This window comes from Flavobacterium sp. HJJ, from assembly GCF_015351475.1.
Taxonomy (GTDB): Bacteria; Bacteroidota; Bacteroidia; order Flavobacteriales; family Flavobacteriaceae; genus Flavobacterium; species Flavobacterium marginilacus.
Map to the genome: position 1 here is coordinate 15155 of NZ_JADKPR010000039.1, position 14861 is coordinate 30015.

Annotated in this window: 19 protein-coding genes and 1 riboswitch; of the genes, 6 read left to right on the forward strand and 13 right to left on the reverse strand. The window is 36.5% G+C overall.

Annotated elements, in window-relative coordinates; all coding sequences use genetic code 11:
* The first annotated feature begins 36 nt into the window (after positions 1-36).
* From greA to IRZ80_RS19950, 3 genes are all read left to right on the forward strand, one after another.
* Entirely contained in the window at positions 37-513 is a 477-nt protein-coding gene (greA, locus tag IRZ80_RS19940) for a transcription elongation factor GreA (protein ID WP_194643974.1), read from the forward strand.
* Between the two features lie 66 nt (positions 514-579).
* Positions 580-969, forward strand: coding sequence for an HIT family protein (locus IRZ80_RS19945; RefSeq protein ID WP_194643976.1), 390 nt, complete (start codon positions 580-582; stop codon positions 967-969).
* A gap of 88 nt (positions 970-1057) precedes the next feature.
* Positions 1058-2224, forward strand: coding sequence for a transglutaminase domain-containing protein (locus IRZ80_RS19950; protein WP_194643978.1), 1167 nt, complete (start codon positions 1058-1060; stop codon positions 2222-2224).
* A gap of 2 nt (positions 2225-2226) precedes the next feature.
* Here the strand turns inward: IRZ80_RS19950 and IRZ80_RS19955 are convergent, their stop codons facing one another.
* Entirely contained in the window at positions 2227-3372 is a 1146-nt protein-coding gene (locus tag IRZ80_RS19955) for a sensor histidine kinase (protein ID WP_194644009.1), read from the reverse strand.
* A 260-nt stretch (positions 3373-3632) separates the two neighbouring features.
* Here IRZ80_RS19955 and IRZ80_RS19960 point away from each other — a divergent pair, with 260 nt between their 5' ends.
* The 3 genes from IRZ80_RS19960 to aat all read left to right on the forward strand — a co-directional run bounded on the left by IRZ80_RS19960 (position 3633) and on the right by aat (position 5682).
* Positions 3633-4508, forward strand: coding sequence for a flavin reductase family protein (locus IRZ80_RS19960; protein WP_194643980.1), 876 nt, complete (start codon positions 3633-3635; stop codon positions 4506-4508).
* 32 nt (positions 4509-4540) lie between these two features.
* The gene (locus tag IRZ80_RS19965) at positions 4541-4915 is read left to right on the forward strand and encodes a DUF3127 domain-containing protein (protein ID WP_194643983.1); all 375 of its coding nucleotides are present in this window, start codon (positions 4541-4543) and stop codon (positions 4913-4915) included.
* A 128-nt stretch (positions 4916-5043) separates the two neighbouring features.
* Positions 5044-5682: a leucyl/phenylalanyl-tRNA--protein transferase gene (aat, locus tag IRZ80_RS19970; protein WP_194643985.1), complete on the forward strand. Its 639-nt coding sequence runs from the start codon at positions 5044-5046 to the stop codon at positions 5680-5682.
* A gap of 197 nt (positions 5683-5879) precedes the next feature.
* Here aat and IRZ80_RS19975 read toward each other — a convergent pair whose 3' ends face one another.
* The 12 genes from IRZ80_RS19975 to IRZ80_RS21165 form a co-directional block, all read right to left on the reverse strand.
* A complete protein-coding gene (locus IRZ80_RS19975) occupies positions 5880-6590 on the reverse strand; it encodes a HesA/MoeB/ThiF family protein (protein ID WP_194643987.1) in 711 nt (236 codons plus the stop codon).
* A gap of 120 nt (positions 6591-6710) precedes the next feature.
* Positions 6711-7847: a 2-iminoacetate synthase ThiH gene (thiH, locus tag IRZ80_RS19980; protein ID WP_194643988.1), complete on the reverse strand. Its 1137-nt coding sequence runs from the start codon at positions 7845-7847 to the stop codon at positions 6711-6713.
* A 127-nt stretch (positions 7848-7974) separates the two neighbouring features.
* Positions 7975-8352 (reverse strand): GxxExxY protein, encoded by a 378-nt coding sequence (locus IRZ80_RS19985; RefSeq protein WP_194643990.1) that lies wholly within the window; start codon positions 8350-8352, stop codon positions 7975-7977.
* A 235-nt stretch (positions 8353-8587) separates the two neighbouring features.
* On the reverse strand, positions 8588-9364 hold the full coding sequence (locus IRZ80_RS19990) for a thiazole synthase (protein WP_194643992.1): 777 nt from the start codon (positions 9362-9364) through the stop codon (positions 8588-8590).
* Complete coding sequence (locus IRZ80_RS19995; protein WP_194643993.1) at positions 9345-9983, reverse strand: thiamine phosphate synthase; 639 nt, start codon at positions 9981-9983, stop codon at positions 9345-9347. Before IRZ80_RS19995 ends, IRZ80_RS19990 begins: the two co-directional genes overlap by 20 nt.
* Positions 9976-10725 carry a hydroxymethylpyrimidine/phosphomethylpyrimidine kinase gene (locus IRZ80_RS20000; RefSeq protein WP_194643995.1) on the reverse strand — a complete coding sequence of 250 codons (750 nt, stop codon included), beginning with the start codon at positions 10723-10725 and terminating at the stop codon, positions 9976-9978. The genes IRZ80_RS19995 and IRZ80_RS20000 overlap by 8 nt, the downstream gene beginning before the upstream one ends.
* Positions 10698-11297 (reverse strand): thiamine phosphate synthase, encoded by a 600-nt coding sequence (locus IRZ80_RS20005; RefSeq protein WP_194643997.1) that lies wholly within the window; start codon positions 11295-11297, stop codon positions 10698-10700. Before IRZ80_RS20005 ends, IRZ80_RS20000 begins: the two co-directional genes overlap by 28 nt.
* Positions 11298-11371: 74 nt before the next feature.
* A complete protein-coding gene (thiC, locus tag IRZ80_RS20010) occupies positions 11372-13195 on the reverse strand; it encodes a phosphomethylpyrimidine synthase ThiC (RefSeq protein ID WP_194643999.1) in 1824 nt (607 codons plus the stop codon).
* Positions 13196-13437: 242 nt separating this feature from the next.
* Positions 13438-13644: a sulfur carrier protein ThiS gene (gene thiS, locus IRZ80_RS20015; protein WP_194644001.1), complete on the reverse strand. Its 207-nt coding sequence runs from the start codon at positions 13642-13644 to the stop codon at positions 13438-13440.
* Positions 13645-13707: 63 nt separating this feature from the next.
* Positions 13708-13804: riboswitch (TPP riboswitch) on the reverse strand.
* 98 nt (positions 13805-13902) lie between these two features.
* A complete protein-coding gene (locus tag IRZ80_RS20020; RefSeq protein ID WP_194644003.1) occupies positions 13903-14466 on the reverse strand; it encodes a DNA-3-methyladenine glycosylase I in 564 nt (187 codons plus the stop codon).
* Entirely contained in the window at positions 14448-14681 is a 234-nt protein-coding gene (locus tag IRZ80_RS20025; RefSeq protein ID WP_194644005.1) for a hypothetical protein, read from the reverse strand. The genes IRZ80_RS20020 and IRZ80_RS20025 overlap by 19 nt, the downstream gene beginning before the upstream one ends.
* 6 nt (positions 14682-14687) lie before the next feature.
* Positions 14688-14810 carry a hypothetical protein gene (locus IRZ80_RS21165; protein WP_255549709.1) on the reverse strand — a complete coding sequence of 41 codons (123 nt, stop codon included), beginning with the start codon at positions 14808-14810 and terminating at the stop codon, positions 14688-14690.
* Between the last annotated feature and the right edge of the window lie 51 nt (positions 14811-14861).

Sequence of the window (14861 nt, forward strand, 5' to 3'; positions counted from 1 at the left end):
ATGGGATTTTTTCTATTTTATATAAATGAGGAAATTATGAGCGCAATATCGTATTACACAGCGGAAGGGTTAAAAAAATTAAGAGAAGAGTTAGATTATTTAAAAAGCGTGATGCGTCCAAAAGCATCTCAGGATATTGCTGATGCTAGAGATAAAGGAGATTTATCTGAAAATGCAGAATATGATGCAGCCAAAGAGGCGCAGGGAATGCTTGAAATGAGAATCGCAAAACTAGAAGAAATTCATGCAAATGCAAGACTGATTGATGAGTCTAATCTAGATTTGTCTAAAGTGTTGGTTTTGTCAAATGTGAAAATCAAAAACCAGACTAATGGTATGGAAATGAAATACACTTTGGTAGCCGAAAGCGAAGCCGATCTGAAAACGGGTAAAATATCAGTTACGTCTCCTATCGGAAGAGGATTGTTAGGAAAGAAAGTAGGCGAAGTTGCCGAAATCACTGTACCTAACGGTGTTTTGAAATTTGAAATCCTTGAAATTTCAAGAGAGTAATTAGAAGTCAATGACAATAATAATGTCAAATACCAAAAAATCTAACTTCTAATATCTAATTTCAAGATGAGTACCATTTTCAAAAAAATAATTGACGGAGAAATTCCTTGCTACAAAGTGGCTGAGGATGAAAATTTCTTAGCTTTTTTGGATGTAAATCCAAATGCTAAAGGACATACACTTTGTATTCCAAAGAAAGAAGTGGACAAGTTTTTTGATATTGAAGATGATTTATATCTAGGTTTGATGGCTTTTTCCAAAAAAGTAGCGATTGCACTAGAGAAAACAGTTCCATGTTTACGGGTTGGGGTGGCAGTTGTAGGGCTCGAAGTACCACATGCACACGTTCACTTGATTCCGTTAAATGAAATGGGCGAAATGACTTTCAGACACAAAGTAAGTTTGACAAAAGATGAGTTTGAAGCATTAGCGAGTAGTATTCAAGCAAATTTGTAAAAAAAAAAATATAAAGGCTGAAAACACAAATCTTTTTAAGAAGTATTCTAAAGATTTGTGTTTTTTTATGTTTAAAAATGAAATGATTATGAAGAATATTTTTTTGTTTTTAATGTTTACGGTTATCAGTTTTGGCCAAGCTAAGAAGCCATATGCTTTGATAGATGCTAAAATGGATAAAATTCCTTTGGATTTATGTACTTCGACAGATGGAATTGCTAAATATATTAATGAAAACTTTAAATCGGAAAATGATAAAATCCGTGCCGTGTTTTATTGGACCGCATCAAATATCAGCTATGATATTGATAACATTGCATCTATAGATTTCTCTGAAGTTTCTCCTGATAAAATTAAAAACACACTATTAACAAAGAAAGGTGTCTGCATCCATTATGCTGAAGTTTTTAATGATATTGCTCAAAAGGTGAACCTCAAATCCTATATTGTTGGCGGATATACTAAGCAAAATGGTAAAGTAGACGTACTATCACATGCTTGGTGCGCCGCAAAAATTGATAGTGCTTGGTGGCTGTTTGATCCAACTTGGGGTGCTGGTTATATTCAGAATAAAAAATTCTTCAAAAAAATAAATGATCTTAATTTCAAAGCGGCACCAAATCAATTTATTGCAACACATATGCCGTTCGATTATTTATGGCAGTTTTTGAATTATACTGTCACCAATCAAGAATTTATCGACGGAAAAACTGAAATAAATAAGACCAAGCCAAAGTTTGATTTTCAAGGTCAAATTGAAGAATATGAACGGATGTCAGAAGTTGATAAAGCAAGAACTGCTTTAATTCGGATTCAGAATAATGGCGTCAAAAACAAATTGATTCAGGAAATGGTTCAATTCAAAAAGAATGAAGCTGATGGTCTGCAAAATAACGAGGCGATGGCCAAAATGCAGGACATTAGTGATAATTATAATCAGGCGATAGCGCAGTTTAATGATTTTATAATGTATAGAAATAATAGATTCAAGCCGCTTTTGCCAGATGAAGCGATTAAGGAAATGATTTTAGCTCCAAAGCAAAAAATACTAGATTGTCAAGACCGGATTTATAAGATTGGTAAGTTCAATGATAATAATATTTCCAATGTGAAATCATTGAAGAATTCAATCATAGATGTTCTTAAACAAATTGAAGTACAGGAAAAATTTGTAAATGATTATTTGAGCAAAAGTAAATCAGCCCGAAAAGGAATGTTTACAAAAGTTACATGGTTTGGAGTTCCTTTAAAATAAAGCTATGCTTTTCTTAGGCTAATCTGCATTGTCGTTCCTTTTCCTATTTCCGAATGAAGAACTTTTATGGTGCCGTTGTGGTATTCCTCAACTATTCTTTTGGTAAGAGACAGTCCAAGTCCCCAGCCTCTTTTTTTGGTAGTGAAACCAGTTTCAAAAATGTGGTGAAATTCTTTTTTGGGAATTCCGCTTCCTGTGTCTGTTACGTTTATTTTTATATGATGCGGATCTTCTTCAATTTCTATTGCCAATTTTCCTCTTCCTTTCATGGCATCAATGGCGTTCTTGACTAGATTTTCTATCGTCCAGCTGTGCAAAATTGGGTTTAGCAGAATGCTGATTGGTTTTGAAGGTCCTTTGAATGAAAACTCAATTTGATCAGAGAAACGCGAAATCAAATAATTATAGGATTGTTTCGTTTCTTCGACTGCGTCCTTTAACTCCAGTTTAGGTTCTGATCCAATTTTTGAAAAACGGTCGGTAATGGTCTGCAGGCGTTCGATGTCTTTTTCGATTTCCAGTGTAATTGATTCATCAATATTTTCCATTTTCAAAATCTCCAGCCAGCCAATCAAAGATGAAAGCGGAGTTCCAATCTGGTGTGCTGTTTCTTTGGCCATTCCCGCCCACAGTTTGTTTTGGGTTGATATTTTATGGCTCAGGTAGAAATTGTAAATTAAGATACCGCAGAGAACAATAATCAGCGATAATGCAATTGGATAATATTTGAGTTTGTCAATCAATGAAGAATCTCCGTAATACAATTCTTGTGATTTTCCTGGCGCATAAATAATGGTGATTGGCTCATTTTCGCCTTTTAATTCATCCAGATATTCTTTAGCTTTAGCTTTGTTTTTTATGATTTCCTCATCAATGTTTTTAGAGGTGATAATGCTGTCATTTTCGGTCAGAATTACGGGAATAGTAGTGTTATTGTCGAAGATTTGTAGAGGTAAATCAACTTCGGTATCGGCTTTTGCGTTAATTAATGTTTTTTCGGCTATAGCCCAAAGATTCATTTTTACACGTTCTTCCTGTTTGAAAATTTGAAAAAAAGTATACGTATTCCAAAGAATAATAGTAATTATTGCAAACGAAATAAAAATAATAATCCAGCGGATAGGATTTCTGTTTTCGGAAAAATTCATAAAAGTACATTTGTGGTATAAATATAACGAAATAATGAACTTCAGATTGTGCGGGTTTTCAAAATCACTATTATTTGAAGCAGATTGCTTCGTTAATTCACCATCGCTCGTGTCCTGCTGTCCACTATGTTTTTTGTCCCGAACTCCGTGATAAAAGGATGCTGTTTCCATTAGGTTCAGAGCATCTGCAGTCATAAATATATTTATAATTAATCAAAAATCCTGTAGCTATTTTGTTATTTTTGTTCAAATGAAAAATTATGGTTAGCATTGATCCAAAAAGCATTGACACGGTAAAACTGCAGGGATATTTACAAAGTTCAGTCGGGCCTCGGCCTATTGCTTTTGCGAGTACTCTCGGTAAAAATGGGATTCCAAATCTGTCGCCTTTTAGTTTTTTTAATGTCTTCAGTGCGAATCCGCCGATACTGATTTTTTCGCCCGCAAGGCGTGTGAGAGACAATACGATAAAGCATACCTTAATTAATGCTGAAGCCACTGGCGAAGTCGTTATCAACGTGGTAAATTATGATATGGTTCAGCAGACTTCGTTGGCCAGCACAGAATATGCCGAAGGGGTTGACGAATTTATAAAAGCCGGATTTACACCGATCCCATCGGATGTCGTAAAACCATACAGAGTAAAAGAATCACCAGTTCAGTTTGAGTGCAGAGTAACTCAGATAATTCCTTTGGGAACTGAAGGAGGTGCTGGAAATTTAATACTTTGTGAAGTGCTCCGCATTCATATTAACGAAGCAGTTCTCAACGAAAATGGAACTATTGATCAGCATAAAATCGACTTAGTTTCCAGATTGGGATCCAATTGGTATTCCCGATCGAATCAAGGGCTGTTTGAAGTGCCAAAACCGCTAACAACACTAGGGGTAGGAGTAGATGCCATTCCTGATTTTATCAAAAAAAGTTCTGTTTTTGATGGGAATGATTTAGGTATATTAGGTAATATCGAAGCCTTGCCTACAACTAAAGAAGTTAGTATATTTGTAAACCAAAATTTTGCCGTCAAGGCAGTCTTGAGTTCCGATGACCTTGAAAAACAGCATTTGGAAGCCAAAAAATATCTTTTGGAAAATGACGTGCTTTCGGCTTGGAAAGTACTTTTAGCAAAAAAATAAATTCAAAGTAACAATAATTAAACAAAAAGAAGATGGAAGTATTAGGGAAAATTAAAGTTGTTAATCCAGAGCAACAAGTAAGTGCAGCATTCAAAAAAAGAGAATTAGTTGTTACTACAGATGAGCAGTATCCGCAGCACATTCTGATTGAATTTACTCAAGATAAATGTGATTTGTTAAGCAGTTATAATATTGGAGAAGCTGTAAAAGTTTCTATCAATTTAAGAGGGAGAGAATGGGTGAATCCACAAGGGGAAACAAGATATTTCAATAGTATTCAAGGCTGGAGAATCGAAAGATTAGCTGCAGAAGCACCTGCACAGCAAGCACCACCAATGCCAGCAGCTGCAACTTTTGCGCCAGCAGCTAACTTAAACGAAGAAGAAGCAGACGATCTGCCATTCTAAAAAAAAGAAAGCAGAAACCAGAATTTAGAAACAGTATCAGAAGTCAGAAGTTTGAGTTTACTTGAATTTCTGATTTTTTTTTAATTGAATTTTGCTATTGATATTGAAATTGATTTTTGAAATTGAACATGTATTATTTATCCAAAGATTTATTTTTCCCTCCAGTTTCCCACGCCGACAGCGATGGAATTCTTGCCATTGGAGGAGATTTGTCACCGGAACGGCTGAAACTAGCTTATAACAGCGGAATTTTTCCTTGGTTCAACGATGGCGAACCTATTATTTGGTGGTCGCCTAATCAGAGAATGGTTTTGTTTTTGGACGAATTAGTGGTTTCTAAAAGTATGCGCAGCATTATCAATAGAAACATTTTTACGGTTACTTTCAACCAAAATTTTAGAGAAGTTATTTCCAATTGCCGGCAGGTAAAACGCGAAGGCCAAGCCGGAACCTGGATTACCAGCGAAATGATCGAAGCCTATTGCAGACTCAATAAATTGGGTTTAGCAAAATCAGTTGAAGTTTGGCAAGACAATCAGCTTGTCGGTGGATTGTACGGAATCGATTTGGGAGGTGTTTTCTGTGGCGAAAGTATGTTTTCGCTCGTTTCGAATGCTTCCAAAGCGGCATTTATTGCTTTGGTCAACCAACTCAAAAAAGATAATTACCGCTTGTTGGACTGTCAGGTTTACAATGAGCATCTTGAAACTTTGGGCTGTAGGGAAATTGATCGTGAAGATTTTATGACAATTTTGAAAGGGGAATAATTTTTAAACATATAAGTCATTTAAGTTAAACGAAATTAGTTTTTTAGTTAGTTTTTGCTGCCTAAGATATAAGTTTAAAAAAGTACTTGAAAAACTTTAAAATTTTACTTTTATTGACTGTTAATTTTACTTCAATTTATCCAAAGTGAAAACTTCTATGACTTATATGTTTAAATTTAATGTCGGTGAGTGCCTTTTTAAAATTTAAGCTTTGTAAAACCCCAATTCAAGGTACTGAACAATATTAATTCATTATTCAATGCTGGCAAATCCATTATCAGTTTCAAGGTTTCATGTGCCATCATTGTACCGATTATTCCAGGTAATGTTCCCAATACGCCATTCAGACTGCAATTCGGAACATCTTTTGGATTTGGCGGTTCTGGAAATAAATCCCTAAGATTTTTGGTTCCGTTGTGATTGAAAACTGCCAATTGTCCCTCAAAACCTAATATACTTCCATAAATCAGTGGTTTTTTTAAAGTAACACAAGTGTCATTTACCAAATAACGTGTGGTGAAATTATCGGAGCCGTCTACTACAAAATCAAAACCATCAATAATTTTTGAAGCATTGTTAATGGTTAATTTTTCTTCAAAAGCCAAAACGGAAATCAGCGGATTTAATTTTTCAATAGTAGCTTTAGCTGTGATAGCTTTGGAGAATCCCACTTGATCTTCAGTATATAAAATTTGACGATGCAAATTATGAATCTCAATTTTGTCAAAATCAACAATACCGATTGTTCCCACTCCAGCTGTGGCAATGTATTGCAAAATAGGGCAGCCCAAACCACCAGCACCTATAACCAAAACTTTGGCATTCTTGAGTTTTTCCTGCCCTGAATCACCGATTTCGGGTAACATTACTTGGCGGTTATATCTTAAATATTCTTGAACGATACTCATAGGATTTTAGATTTCTGATTAACGATTTTGATTGAAGAAGTTTTTGCTTCATTTGCCTGTTATTATTCGATTTTATTTGATAATAAATAGAATTGTAGATTTTTTGTGCAAATCAGAAATCTAAAATCTAGAATCTGCATTCTGAAATCTAAAAGTTCTGTCCCAATCTTTCCAAACCGGTTCGTATCCTTTATCACTGATTATTTTGGCGATTTTTTGAGCCGAGCGCTCATCACTAATTTCAAACTGTTCCAATGATTGCGGGTCAACAACGTAACCGCCTGGGTTGGTTTTGGATCCCGCACTCATACTCGTGACTCCAATTGGAATGATGTTGTTTCTGAAAGTTTCGTTTTCTCGGGTCGAAATTGAAATCTCTAAATCTTCATTCCACAAACGATAAGCGCAAATCAATTGCGTCAAATCTTTGTCATCCATAATAAAGTTGGGTTCAATGATGCCTTCTGCGGGGCGAAGTCTTGGAAACGAAACCGAATATTTGGTCTGCCAATAGGTTTTCTGCAGATAATCTAAATGCAGGGCATTGAAAAAACTGTCTGTTCTCCAATCTTCCAATCCTAATAAAACGCCTAAGCCTATTTTGTGAATTCCGGCTTTCCCGATTCGGTCAGGTGTATCCAAACGAAAGTCAAAATTGGATTTTTTGCCTTTAGTATGGTATTTTTTATAGACTTCCTGATGATAGGTTTCTTGATAGACCAAAACCGAATAAACGCCGGCTTCATGCAATCTTTGGTATTCTTCGGTGGAAAGCGGTTGCACTTCTGCTGAAATGATAGAAAACTGTTCTTTTATCTGTTCAATTGCATTGAGAAAATAATTGATATTTACTGTATAATTGGCTTCGCCAGTAACCAATAATGCGTGGTCAAAACCAGCTGATTTCAATGCTTCAGCTTCAAGTTTTATCTCTGAATCAGTTAGTGTCTTGCGCTTGATTTTATTGTCCAGACTGAAGCCGCAATAGGTACAGATGTTTTGACATTCATTGCTCAAATACAAAGGAGCATACATTTGGATGGTTTTTCCAAAGCGTTTTTTGGTCAGTTCGTGGCATTCCTGCGCCATCTGCTCCAAGTAATTTATAGCAGCAGGCGAAATCAAAGCCAAGAAGTCGTCTAGATTTCTTTTGCTTTTTGCCAATGCCTGTTCAACTTGTTTGGTGGTGGTTTGGTATATTTTGGTTTGAATGGTATTCCAATTATACTGTTCAAAAACCGATTTGAATCTGTTCATTTCTTGTTGTTTATTCACTAAATGTATGATAGACTTTTTGCGCGCAGATTAGGCAGATTTACGCAGATTTTTTATTAATTTCTGCGTAAATCTGCATTATGTGCCTACCTATTTTACCTTTATTCAGTTAGATCTTATTTGCAATTCTTTTAATGTCGTTTAAAATGTTAACTGTGTTGAAATTGACTAATATTCCTAATTTTTTATTTGTTAGTTTTAAATAGTTTATCGTTTGTTTGTAATGAATTGGAGCTAAATCTTCAACCGATTTCAATTCTATAATCACTTTATTTTCTACTAGAAGATCAATTTTAAAACCTACATCCAATATAATTTCTTCGTAAGGGATTGTAATTTCAACTTGTCTTTCTACTTTTAAATTTATCTTTGTCAGTTCATAATATAAAGCACTTTCATAGACAGATTCAAATAGACCTGGACCTAGAGTGTTATATACTTTGAAAATAGCTCCTCTTATTTTGAATGATAAATCATTTTCTGTCATTTTGTATGGATTTAAAATTTGAATCAAATAAAAGTAAATTTTTTATTACAAAATAACAAGTTTGAAATAATTAAAAGTGATATGTAGTTTTTTCAATTTTTATCTGCGTAAATCTGCAAAATCTGCGTGCCATTTTTTTAATGATGATCATATTGACGAATGTGTTTCTATTTTTTGCACGCAGATTTTACAGATTTACGCAGATTCTTTCTTTGTAAATTTTGCGGTTAAATAGTTACTCATATAAAAACGAAGTCAAAGGACTGGAAGCAACTGCATGTTTATATTGTTTTCCCAGTTTGGCTTCATAAGCTTTTCGTCCTGCAATAACCGCTTCCTTAAATGCTTCGGCCATCAGTTTTGGATTTCCGGCAATGGCAATCGCAGTATTTACCAAAACGGCGTCAGCTCCCAATTCCATCGCTTTTGCGGCATCTGATGGTGCGCCTATTCCTGCATCAATAATTATGGGAACTTTACTTTGTTCGATTATGATTTCCAAAAAATCGATAGTTTTTAATCCTTTGTTACTTCCAATTGGAGAACCTAACGGCATTACGGCTGCTGTCCCCGCATTTTCCAAATGCTTGCACAAAACCGGATCGGCGTGGATGTACGGCAAAACGATGAATCCCAATTTTGCTAATTCTTCAGTCGCTTTCAAGGTTTCGATGGGGTCGGGCATCAGATATTTTGGATCCGGATGGATTTCGAGTTTCAGCCAATTGGTTTCCAATGCTTCTCGGGCGAGTTGAGCCGCAAAAATCGCTTCTTTGGCATTTCTTGCTCCCGAAGTATTGGGCAATAAATTGATTCTAGGATGCTTTAAGTGATTTAGAATAGCATCGTTGTCGGTTTCCAAATCGATTCTTTTCAATGCCACGGTTACCAATTCGCTTTCGGAAGCCAATATAGCTTCTTCCATTTCTATATTGGAACCAAATTTTCCAGTGCCTAAAAAAAGTCTCGATTCTAATGTTTTGTCTCCGATTTTAAATAATGACGCTACCATATAGTATTTCGTTAAGTTGAGTAATAAGTTGTTGTTTTTTGTCGCTTTTGGTAATAATGCCCGAAACGGCAATACCATGGATTCCGGTTGTCATTAAATTATTGACATCTTCCAAAGTAATTCCGCCAATGGCATAAACAGGAACTTCAATTTGCGATTGTTTCATTTGCGCAATTATGGAACTATAGCCTTCCAACCCTAGAATGGGACTGAGTTTGTCTTTGGTTCTTGTAAATTGATATGGGCCTAACCCAATATAATCACAGCCATTGTTAGTTTGACGGACAATGTCTTCAAAAGTATTTGCCGTGGCACCAATAATTTTGGTTTTGCCCAATATGGCTCTGGCCTCTGCAATTCCCATATCCGAAAGTCCTAAATGTATGCCGTCAGCATTGAATTGTTTAGCCAGATGAACATCGTCGTTGATAATGAAATTGGCTAAGTATTCTTCACACAAAAATTTTACGGCTTCCGCCAAAGCAAATGTTTTTTTTGTTTTCTGATTTTTAAATCGCATTTGGATCCAATCACATCCATTGTCTAATGCCTCATGAATATTGTACAATTGTTCTTCGGCGCTTTCTCCCTGTGAGATGTATTGCAGTTTGTTATACATAATGAAATCCTAGTTTAGTTGTGTTGGATAATAAGTAGTTTTCGGTATAAATTTTGGCATTTTGGCAAGCTGTTTCCAAATTTTGGCCTAATGCAAGATTGGCTGTTATAGCCGACGAAAGCACACATCCTGAACCATGTTTTTCGTAGCAATTGTCGATCTTCGGTAAATATTTATAAATACCGTTTGGGGTATATAAATAATCCACTCCGACTTTGTTCGGATTGTGACCGCCTTTAAGCAAAAGTCCCCGAATTCCAGAAGGTGGGGATTTGGAAAGCAGATTAAATTCGGGAAATAGTTTTTTCATTTCGTCGTAATTGGGTGTAATCAGGTCGATTTCTTTCAGTATTTCAATCAAATCTGTTTGGTTTTCTATATTTAAAAAATCAAATTCGGTTGATGATTTTAAAACTGTGTCCCAGACTATTTTTGTTTGTGAAGAAAGTTTTTTTACCGCAAAAACAATTTCTTTCAAATAATTGAATGATGGTATAATGCCAATTTTTACTGCTTTGATAGTGTAATTCTCAAACAGTTTTTCTAACGAATTCAAAACGAAATGTATCTCAGTCCATTGAATTTCATAAAAAGCATTTTCGGTTTGTATGGTATTACCTGTGTTAATGGCAAATCCATACACTTTGTGCTGCTCAAAGGTTTTGGTGTCGGCCAAAACGCCTGCACCACCCGATGGGTCAAATCCTGCAATGGTTAAAACGGATGGACGATTTGCTGACATAGTTTAAAATTTTCTATTGGATTAGTACTGTTCCAAATGGTTCCTAACAGAACTGCATCATCAAACCCATTTTCTAATGTTTGTTTGATGTTTTTCGATTCTATTCCGCCCAAAGCGATGAGTTTTGTGGCGTAGTTAGTTCTGTTTTTAACGGCTTTGAATAAATCAGTTTCAGAAGAATAATCCGTTTTGGAGATACTTGGAAAAACAGGACTCAAAAAAGCATATTGAAAAGCATTTTCCAAAGCATTAAAATCGGCTATTGAATGAACCGAAGCTGATAAATGAAATCCTTTTGTTTTGTATGTTTCCAAAGTTAATTTGTCTTTCTTTTTTCTTTCGCTTTCGCTAAAGTGAATTCGATTGATTCCAAATGCTGAAGCTAACTGATGGTGACTGTGTAAAACCAATTGTTTTCTCAAATCCGATTTTATTTCCGTTATGAAAGTTATCATATCTTCTTCCGAAAAATTTGACTTCCGAACATGAAGTAATTCTAATCCGTTCTCAAAAAGAGAATGAATCGTGCTTATTTCATTAGCTATCGGAATTGGATTTGTGATTACAATCATTGTTAGGTTATAGGTTAGAAATTAGAGGTTAGAAGTATTGAACTTCTAATCTCTAACGTCTAATTTCCCACTTTTTAAATATAGATTTCCTTTCCTTGTTCTATAAATTCTTCCGATTTGGCTGCCATTCCTTTTTCAGCTTCGGCAACATCACGGATTTCCTGTGATATCTTCATGGAGCAGAATTTTGGTCCGCACATTGAGCAGAAATGAGCCACTTTTGCTCCGTCTGCAGGTAAAGTCTCGTCGTGGAATTCACGGGCTGTATCGGGATCTAATGACAAGTTGAACTGGTCTTCCCAACGGAATTCGAAACGGGCTTTGCTCAATGCATTGTCGCGATATTGAGCGCCTGGATGACCTTTGGCTAAATCGGCGGCATGGGCGGCAATCTTATAAGTGATAACACCATCTTTTACGTCTTTTTTGTTTGGTAAACCAAGGTGTTCCTTTGGTGTTACATAACAAAGCATTGCACAGCCGTACCAGCCAATCATTGCTGCACCAATGGCCGAAGTAATATGGTCATAGCCTGGGGCAATGTCAGTGGTTAACGGACCTAAAGTGTAAAATGGAGCTTCATCACAATGTTCCAATTGTTTGTCCATGTTTTCCTTAATCATGTGCATTGGAACGTGACCTGGACCTTCAATAAATACTTGTACATCGTGTTTCCAAGCGATTTTGGTTAATTCACCAAGAGTTTCCAATTCGGCGAATTGTGCAGCATCATTGGCATCGGCGATGGAACCTGGACGCAATCCATCTCCCAAAGAAAAAGCTACGTCGTACTGTTTCATGATTTCGCAAATTTCTTCGAAATGGGTGTATAGGAAGTTTTCTTTGTGGTGAAACAAACACCATTTTGCCATAATCGATCCACCACGGGAAACAATTCCTGTAACGCGGTTGGCGGTTAAATGGATGTAACGCAATAAAACTCCGGCGTGAATAGTGAAATAAGAAACCCCTTGTTCGGCCTGTTCGATTAAGGTGTCACGGAAAATTTCCCAAGTTAAATCTTCGGCTATTCCGTTTACTTTTTCCAAGGCTTGGTAAATAGGCACCGTTCCGATTGGTACCGGAGAGTTGCGAATAATCCATTCTCTGGTTTCGTGGATATTTTTTCCTGTTGACAAATCCATAATGGTGTCGGCTCCCCAACGGCAAGCCCAAACGGCTTTTTCAACTTCTTCTTCGATGCTGGAAGTCACCGCGCTATTTCCGATGTTGGCATTTATTTTTACCAAGAAATTGCGCCCCACAATCATTGGTTCGCTTTCTGGATGGTTGATGTTGTTTGGAATAATAGCGCGACCTCTGGCTACCTCGCTACGAACAAATTCGGCAGTGATTTTTGATTTTGGAGTATTGGCTCCAAAACTATGACCTGCGTGTTGGCATTGCATAGCTTTGGTTTGTTCATTCAATTGTTCGATACGTTGGTTTTCACGAATTGCGATGTATTCCATTTCGGGAGTGATGATTCCTTTTTTTGCATAGTGTAATTGGGAAACGTTGGCTCCTTTTTTGGCACGCATTGGTTTGTGTAAATACTCAAAACGCAAATGATTTAATTTTTCGTCATTCAAACGTGATTTTCCGTAATCTGAAGTGATTTCGGTAAGTTCTTCTACATCATTACGATCCACAATCCATTGCTCACGGATACGTGGCAATCCTTTACGAACATCGATTTCAATGTTTGGGTCGGTGTAAGGCCCTGAAGTATCGTAAACGGTTACCGGCGGATTTTTTTCGATTCTACCGTTGGTTAATTTGGTGTCGGCCAATGAGATTTCGCGCATGGCTACTTTTATCGGGTGGATTTCACCATCGATATAGACCTTTTTGGAGTTTGGAAAAGGGGTTCTTGAGATTTGTTCTTCGTTGTTCATAGCTTAGTGTTTTTACCTCACCCCAACCCTCTCCAGAGGAGAGGGAGCAGAGAAAGTGTTAGTTAGATTATTTTGATCGTTGTTTCTTGTCTTGAAAATGAAAAGTTCTTGTTTTGCAGAAACCGCGTGAGGGATGGAAGCTGGTTACCGAAGTAACGCGTACAGCCCGACCGCATTGAGGAAAAGGGCTGTATGACCGGTGTGGTGAGTAAGCCCTTTTTCTCAATGGGGTCACGCCCCAATCATCCGCCTTGTGTGGCTGAAATGATTAGGATATCGTCGGTTTCTTGTATGAGGTGGGAATTCCAATCGGATTTTGGAATTACGGTGTTGTTGATGGCTAGGGCAATTCCGTTTTGTTTTTCGGGAATTTCCAAGTCAAGAAGCGCCTGCACAGTGAGACTGTCAAGGGCAAATTGTTTGATTTGATTATTGATTTTGAGTTCCATTCCTTTTGAATTTAGTACATAATTATACTTTAGGAATGGCTACGGGTGTACGCAATGGTACATGGAAGTCATCTTACTTTTTCCTACGCTAGTATGAACTAGATCAGGTTCGAGGGTAAAGTCTCAGCCTGCATTTTTGCAGACACCCCTAAAGTGCGAAGCAAATGTAGAGAAAAAAGTTTGAAAGTTTAATCGTTTAATTGTTTAAAGTTGTTACAGTTGTAACTTATGCTTTTTAGGTTAAAACGGTTTTTTGAGTTAGTTTCTTTTCCAGCAATCGGCTACGTGATCGTCTACCATGCCTGTGGCCTGCATGTGGGCGTATACTACGGTGGAACCTACGAATTTGAATCCGCGTTTTTTTAAATCCTTGCTGATGGCATCCGAAAGGGGAGTTGTGGCTTGTACTTCGCTTAAACTTTTTCGGTTGTTGATAATGGGCTTTCCATCAACAAAGCCCCAAATGTATTTGGAGAAGCTTCCGAATTCTTCTTGGATTTTGATAAAGGCGACGGCATTTGATACAGCCGAACGAACCTTCAGCTGATTGCGTATAATGCCTGGATCTTTTAGTAAATCATGAATCTTGTCTTCGGAATAGCTGGCTATTTTTTTATAGTCGAATGCATCAAAAGCATTTTTGAAATTCTCTCTTTTGTTAAGAATGGTAATCCAACTCAGTCCTGCCTGAAAAGTTTCCAATAGCAGAAACTCGAAAAGTTTGAGGTCGTCATAAACGGGAACACCCCATTCTTCATCATGGTATTTTTGGTATAATTCGCTGGAATTGCACCAACCGCATCTTATAAGTTCTTTTTCCATTTTTCTTTTCCGATTTGACAATAATATCCTTTTACAGAAGGAATATGAGCTGAACGTCCTACGAGGTATAAATTGGGGTGCATTTTTTTTGTATTTAATACCTTTAGAACCGCCTTATGCATTTTTTTTGTTTTTTTGAAACTTACTTTTAGCCTTCCGTCATTGAATTTTGCTTCAGAATTTTTTTCTACAACATAAGTAGTTTGCCATTTCATGTTATGTTAATTAGCCGCTACTTTGGTAATAGTTTTAACTAACTGTATGGCTTCTTTAGGAATCTTAAACTTGCTTTCGAAATCTTCCTGTGGCATTGTCCAGGTAAAAGCTATTTTGATATTCTTCATGATTATCTTTTGTGATGCCAGAACAATTATTCAAAATTAATCTATTTTTTG

What these genes read in the sequence shown, in the direction of transcription:
- greA (WP_194643974.1), top strand. Translation starts at nt 37, where the DNA reads ATGAGCGCAATATCGTATTACACAGCGGAAGGGTTAAAAAAATTAAGA.
- IRZ80_RS19945 (WP_194643976.1), top strand. Translation starts at nt 580, where the DNA reads ATGAGTACCATTTTCAAAAAAATAATTGACGGAGAAATTCCTTGCTAC.
- IRZ80_RS19950 (WP_194643978.1), top strand. Translation starts at nt 1,058, where the DNA reads ATGAAGAATATTTTTTTGTTTTTAATGTTTACGGTTATCAGTTTTGGC.
- IRZ80_RS19955 (WP_194644009.1), bottom strand. Translation starts at nt 3,372, where the DNA reads ATGAATTTTTCCGAAAACAGAAATCCTATCCGCTGGATTATTATTTTT.
- IRZ80_RS19960 (WP_194643980.1), top strand. Translation starts at nt 3,633, where the DNA reads ATGGTTAGCATTGATCCAAAAAGCATTGACACGGTAAAACTGCAGGGA.
- IRZ80_RS19965 (WP_194643983.1), top strand. Translation starts at nt 4,541, where the DNA reads ATGGAAGTATTAGGGAAAATTAAAGTTGTTAATCCAGAGCAACAAGTA.
- aat (WP_194643985.1), top strand. Translation starts at nt 5,044, where the DNA reads ATGTATTATTTATCCAAAGATTTATTTTTCCCTCCAGTTTCCCACGCC.
- IRZ80_RS19975 (WP_194643987.1), bottom strand. Translation starts at nt 6,590, where the DNA reads ATGAGTATCGTTCAAGAATATTTAAGATATAACCGCCAAGTAATGTTA.
- thiH (WP_194643988.1), bottom strand. Translation starts at nt 7,847, where the DNA reads ATGAACAGATTCAAATCGGTTTTTGAACAGTATAATTGGAATACCATT.
- IRZ80_RS19985 (WP_194643990.1), bottom strand. Translation starts at nt 8,352, where the DNA reads ATGACAGAAAATGATTTATCATTCAAAATAAGAGGAGCTATTTTCAAA.
- IRZ80_RS19990 (WP_194643992.1), bottom strand. Translation starts at nt 9,364, where the DNA reads ATGGTAGCGTCATTATTTAAAATCGGAGACAAAACATTAGAATCGAGA.
- IRZ80_RS19995 (WP_194643993.1), bottom strand. Translation starts at nt 9,983, where the DNA reads ATGTATAACAAACTGCAATACATCTCACAGGGAGAAAGCGCCGAAGAA.
- IRZ80_RS20000 (WP_194643995.1), bottom strand. Translation starts at nt 10,725, where the DNA reads ATGTCAGCAAATCGTCCATCCGTTTTAACCATTGCAGGATTTGACCCA.
- IRZ80_RS20005 (WP_194643997.1), bottom strand. Translation starts at nt 11,297, where the DNA reads ATGATTGTAATCACAAATCCAATTCCGATAGCTAATGAAATAAGCACG.
- thiC (WP_194643999.1), bottom strand. Translation starts at nt 13,195, where the DNA reads ATGAACAACGAAGAACAAATCTCAAGAACCCCTTTTCCAAACTCCAAA.
- thiS (WP_194644001.1), bottom strand. Translation starts at nt 13,644, where the DNA reads ATGGAACTCAAAATCAATAATCAAATCAAACAATTTGCCCTTGACAGT.
- IRZ80_RS20020 (WP_194644003.1), bottom strand. Translation starts at nt 14,466, where the DNA reads ATGGAAAAAGAACTTATAAGATGCGGTTGGTGCAATTCCAGCGAATTA.
- IRZ80_RS20025 (WP_194644005.1), bottom strand. Translation starts at nt 14,681, where the DNA reads ATGAAATGGCAAACTACTTATGTTGTAGAAAAAAATTCTGAAGCAAAA.
- IRZ80_RS21165 (WP_255549709.1), bottom strand. Translation starts at nt 14,810, where the DNA reads ATGAAGAATATCAAAATAGCTTTTACCTGGACAATGCCACAGGAAGAT.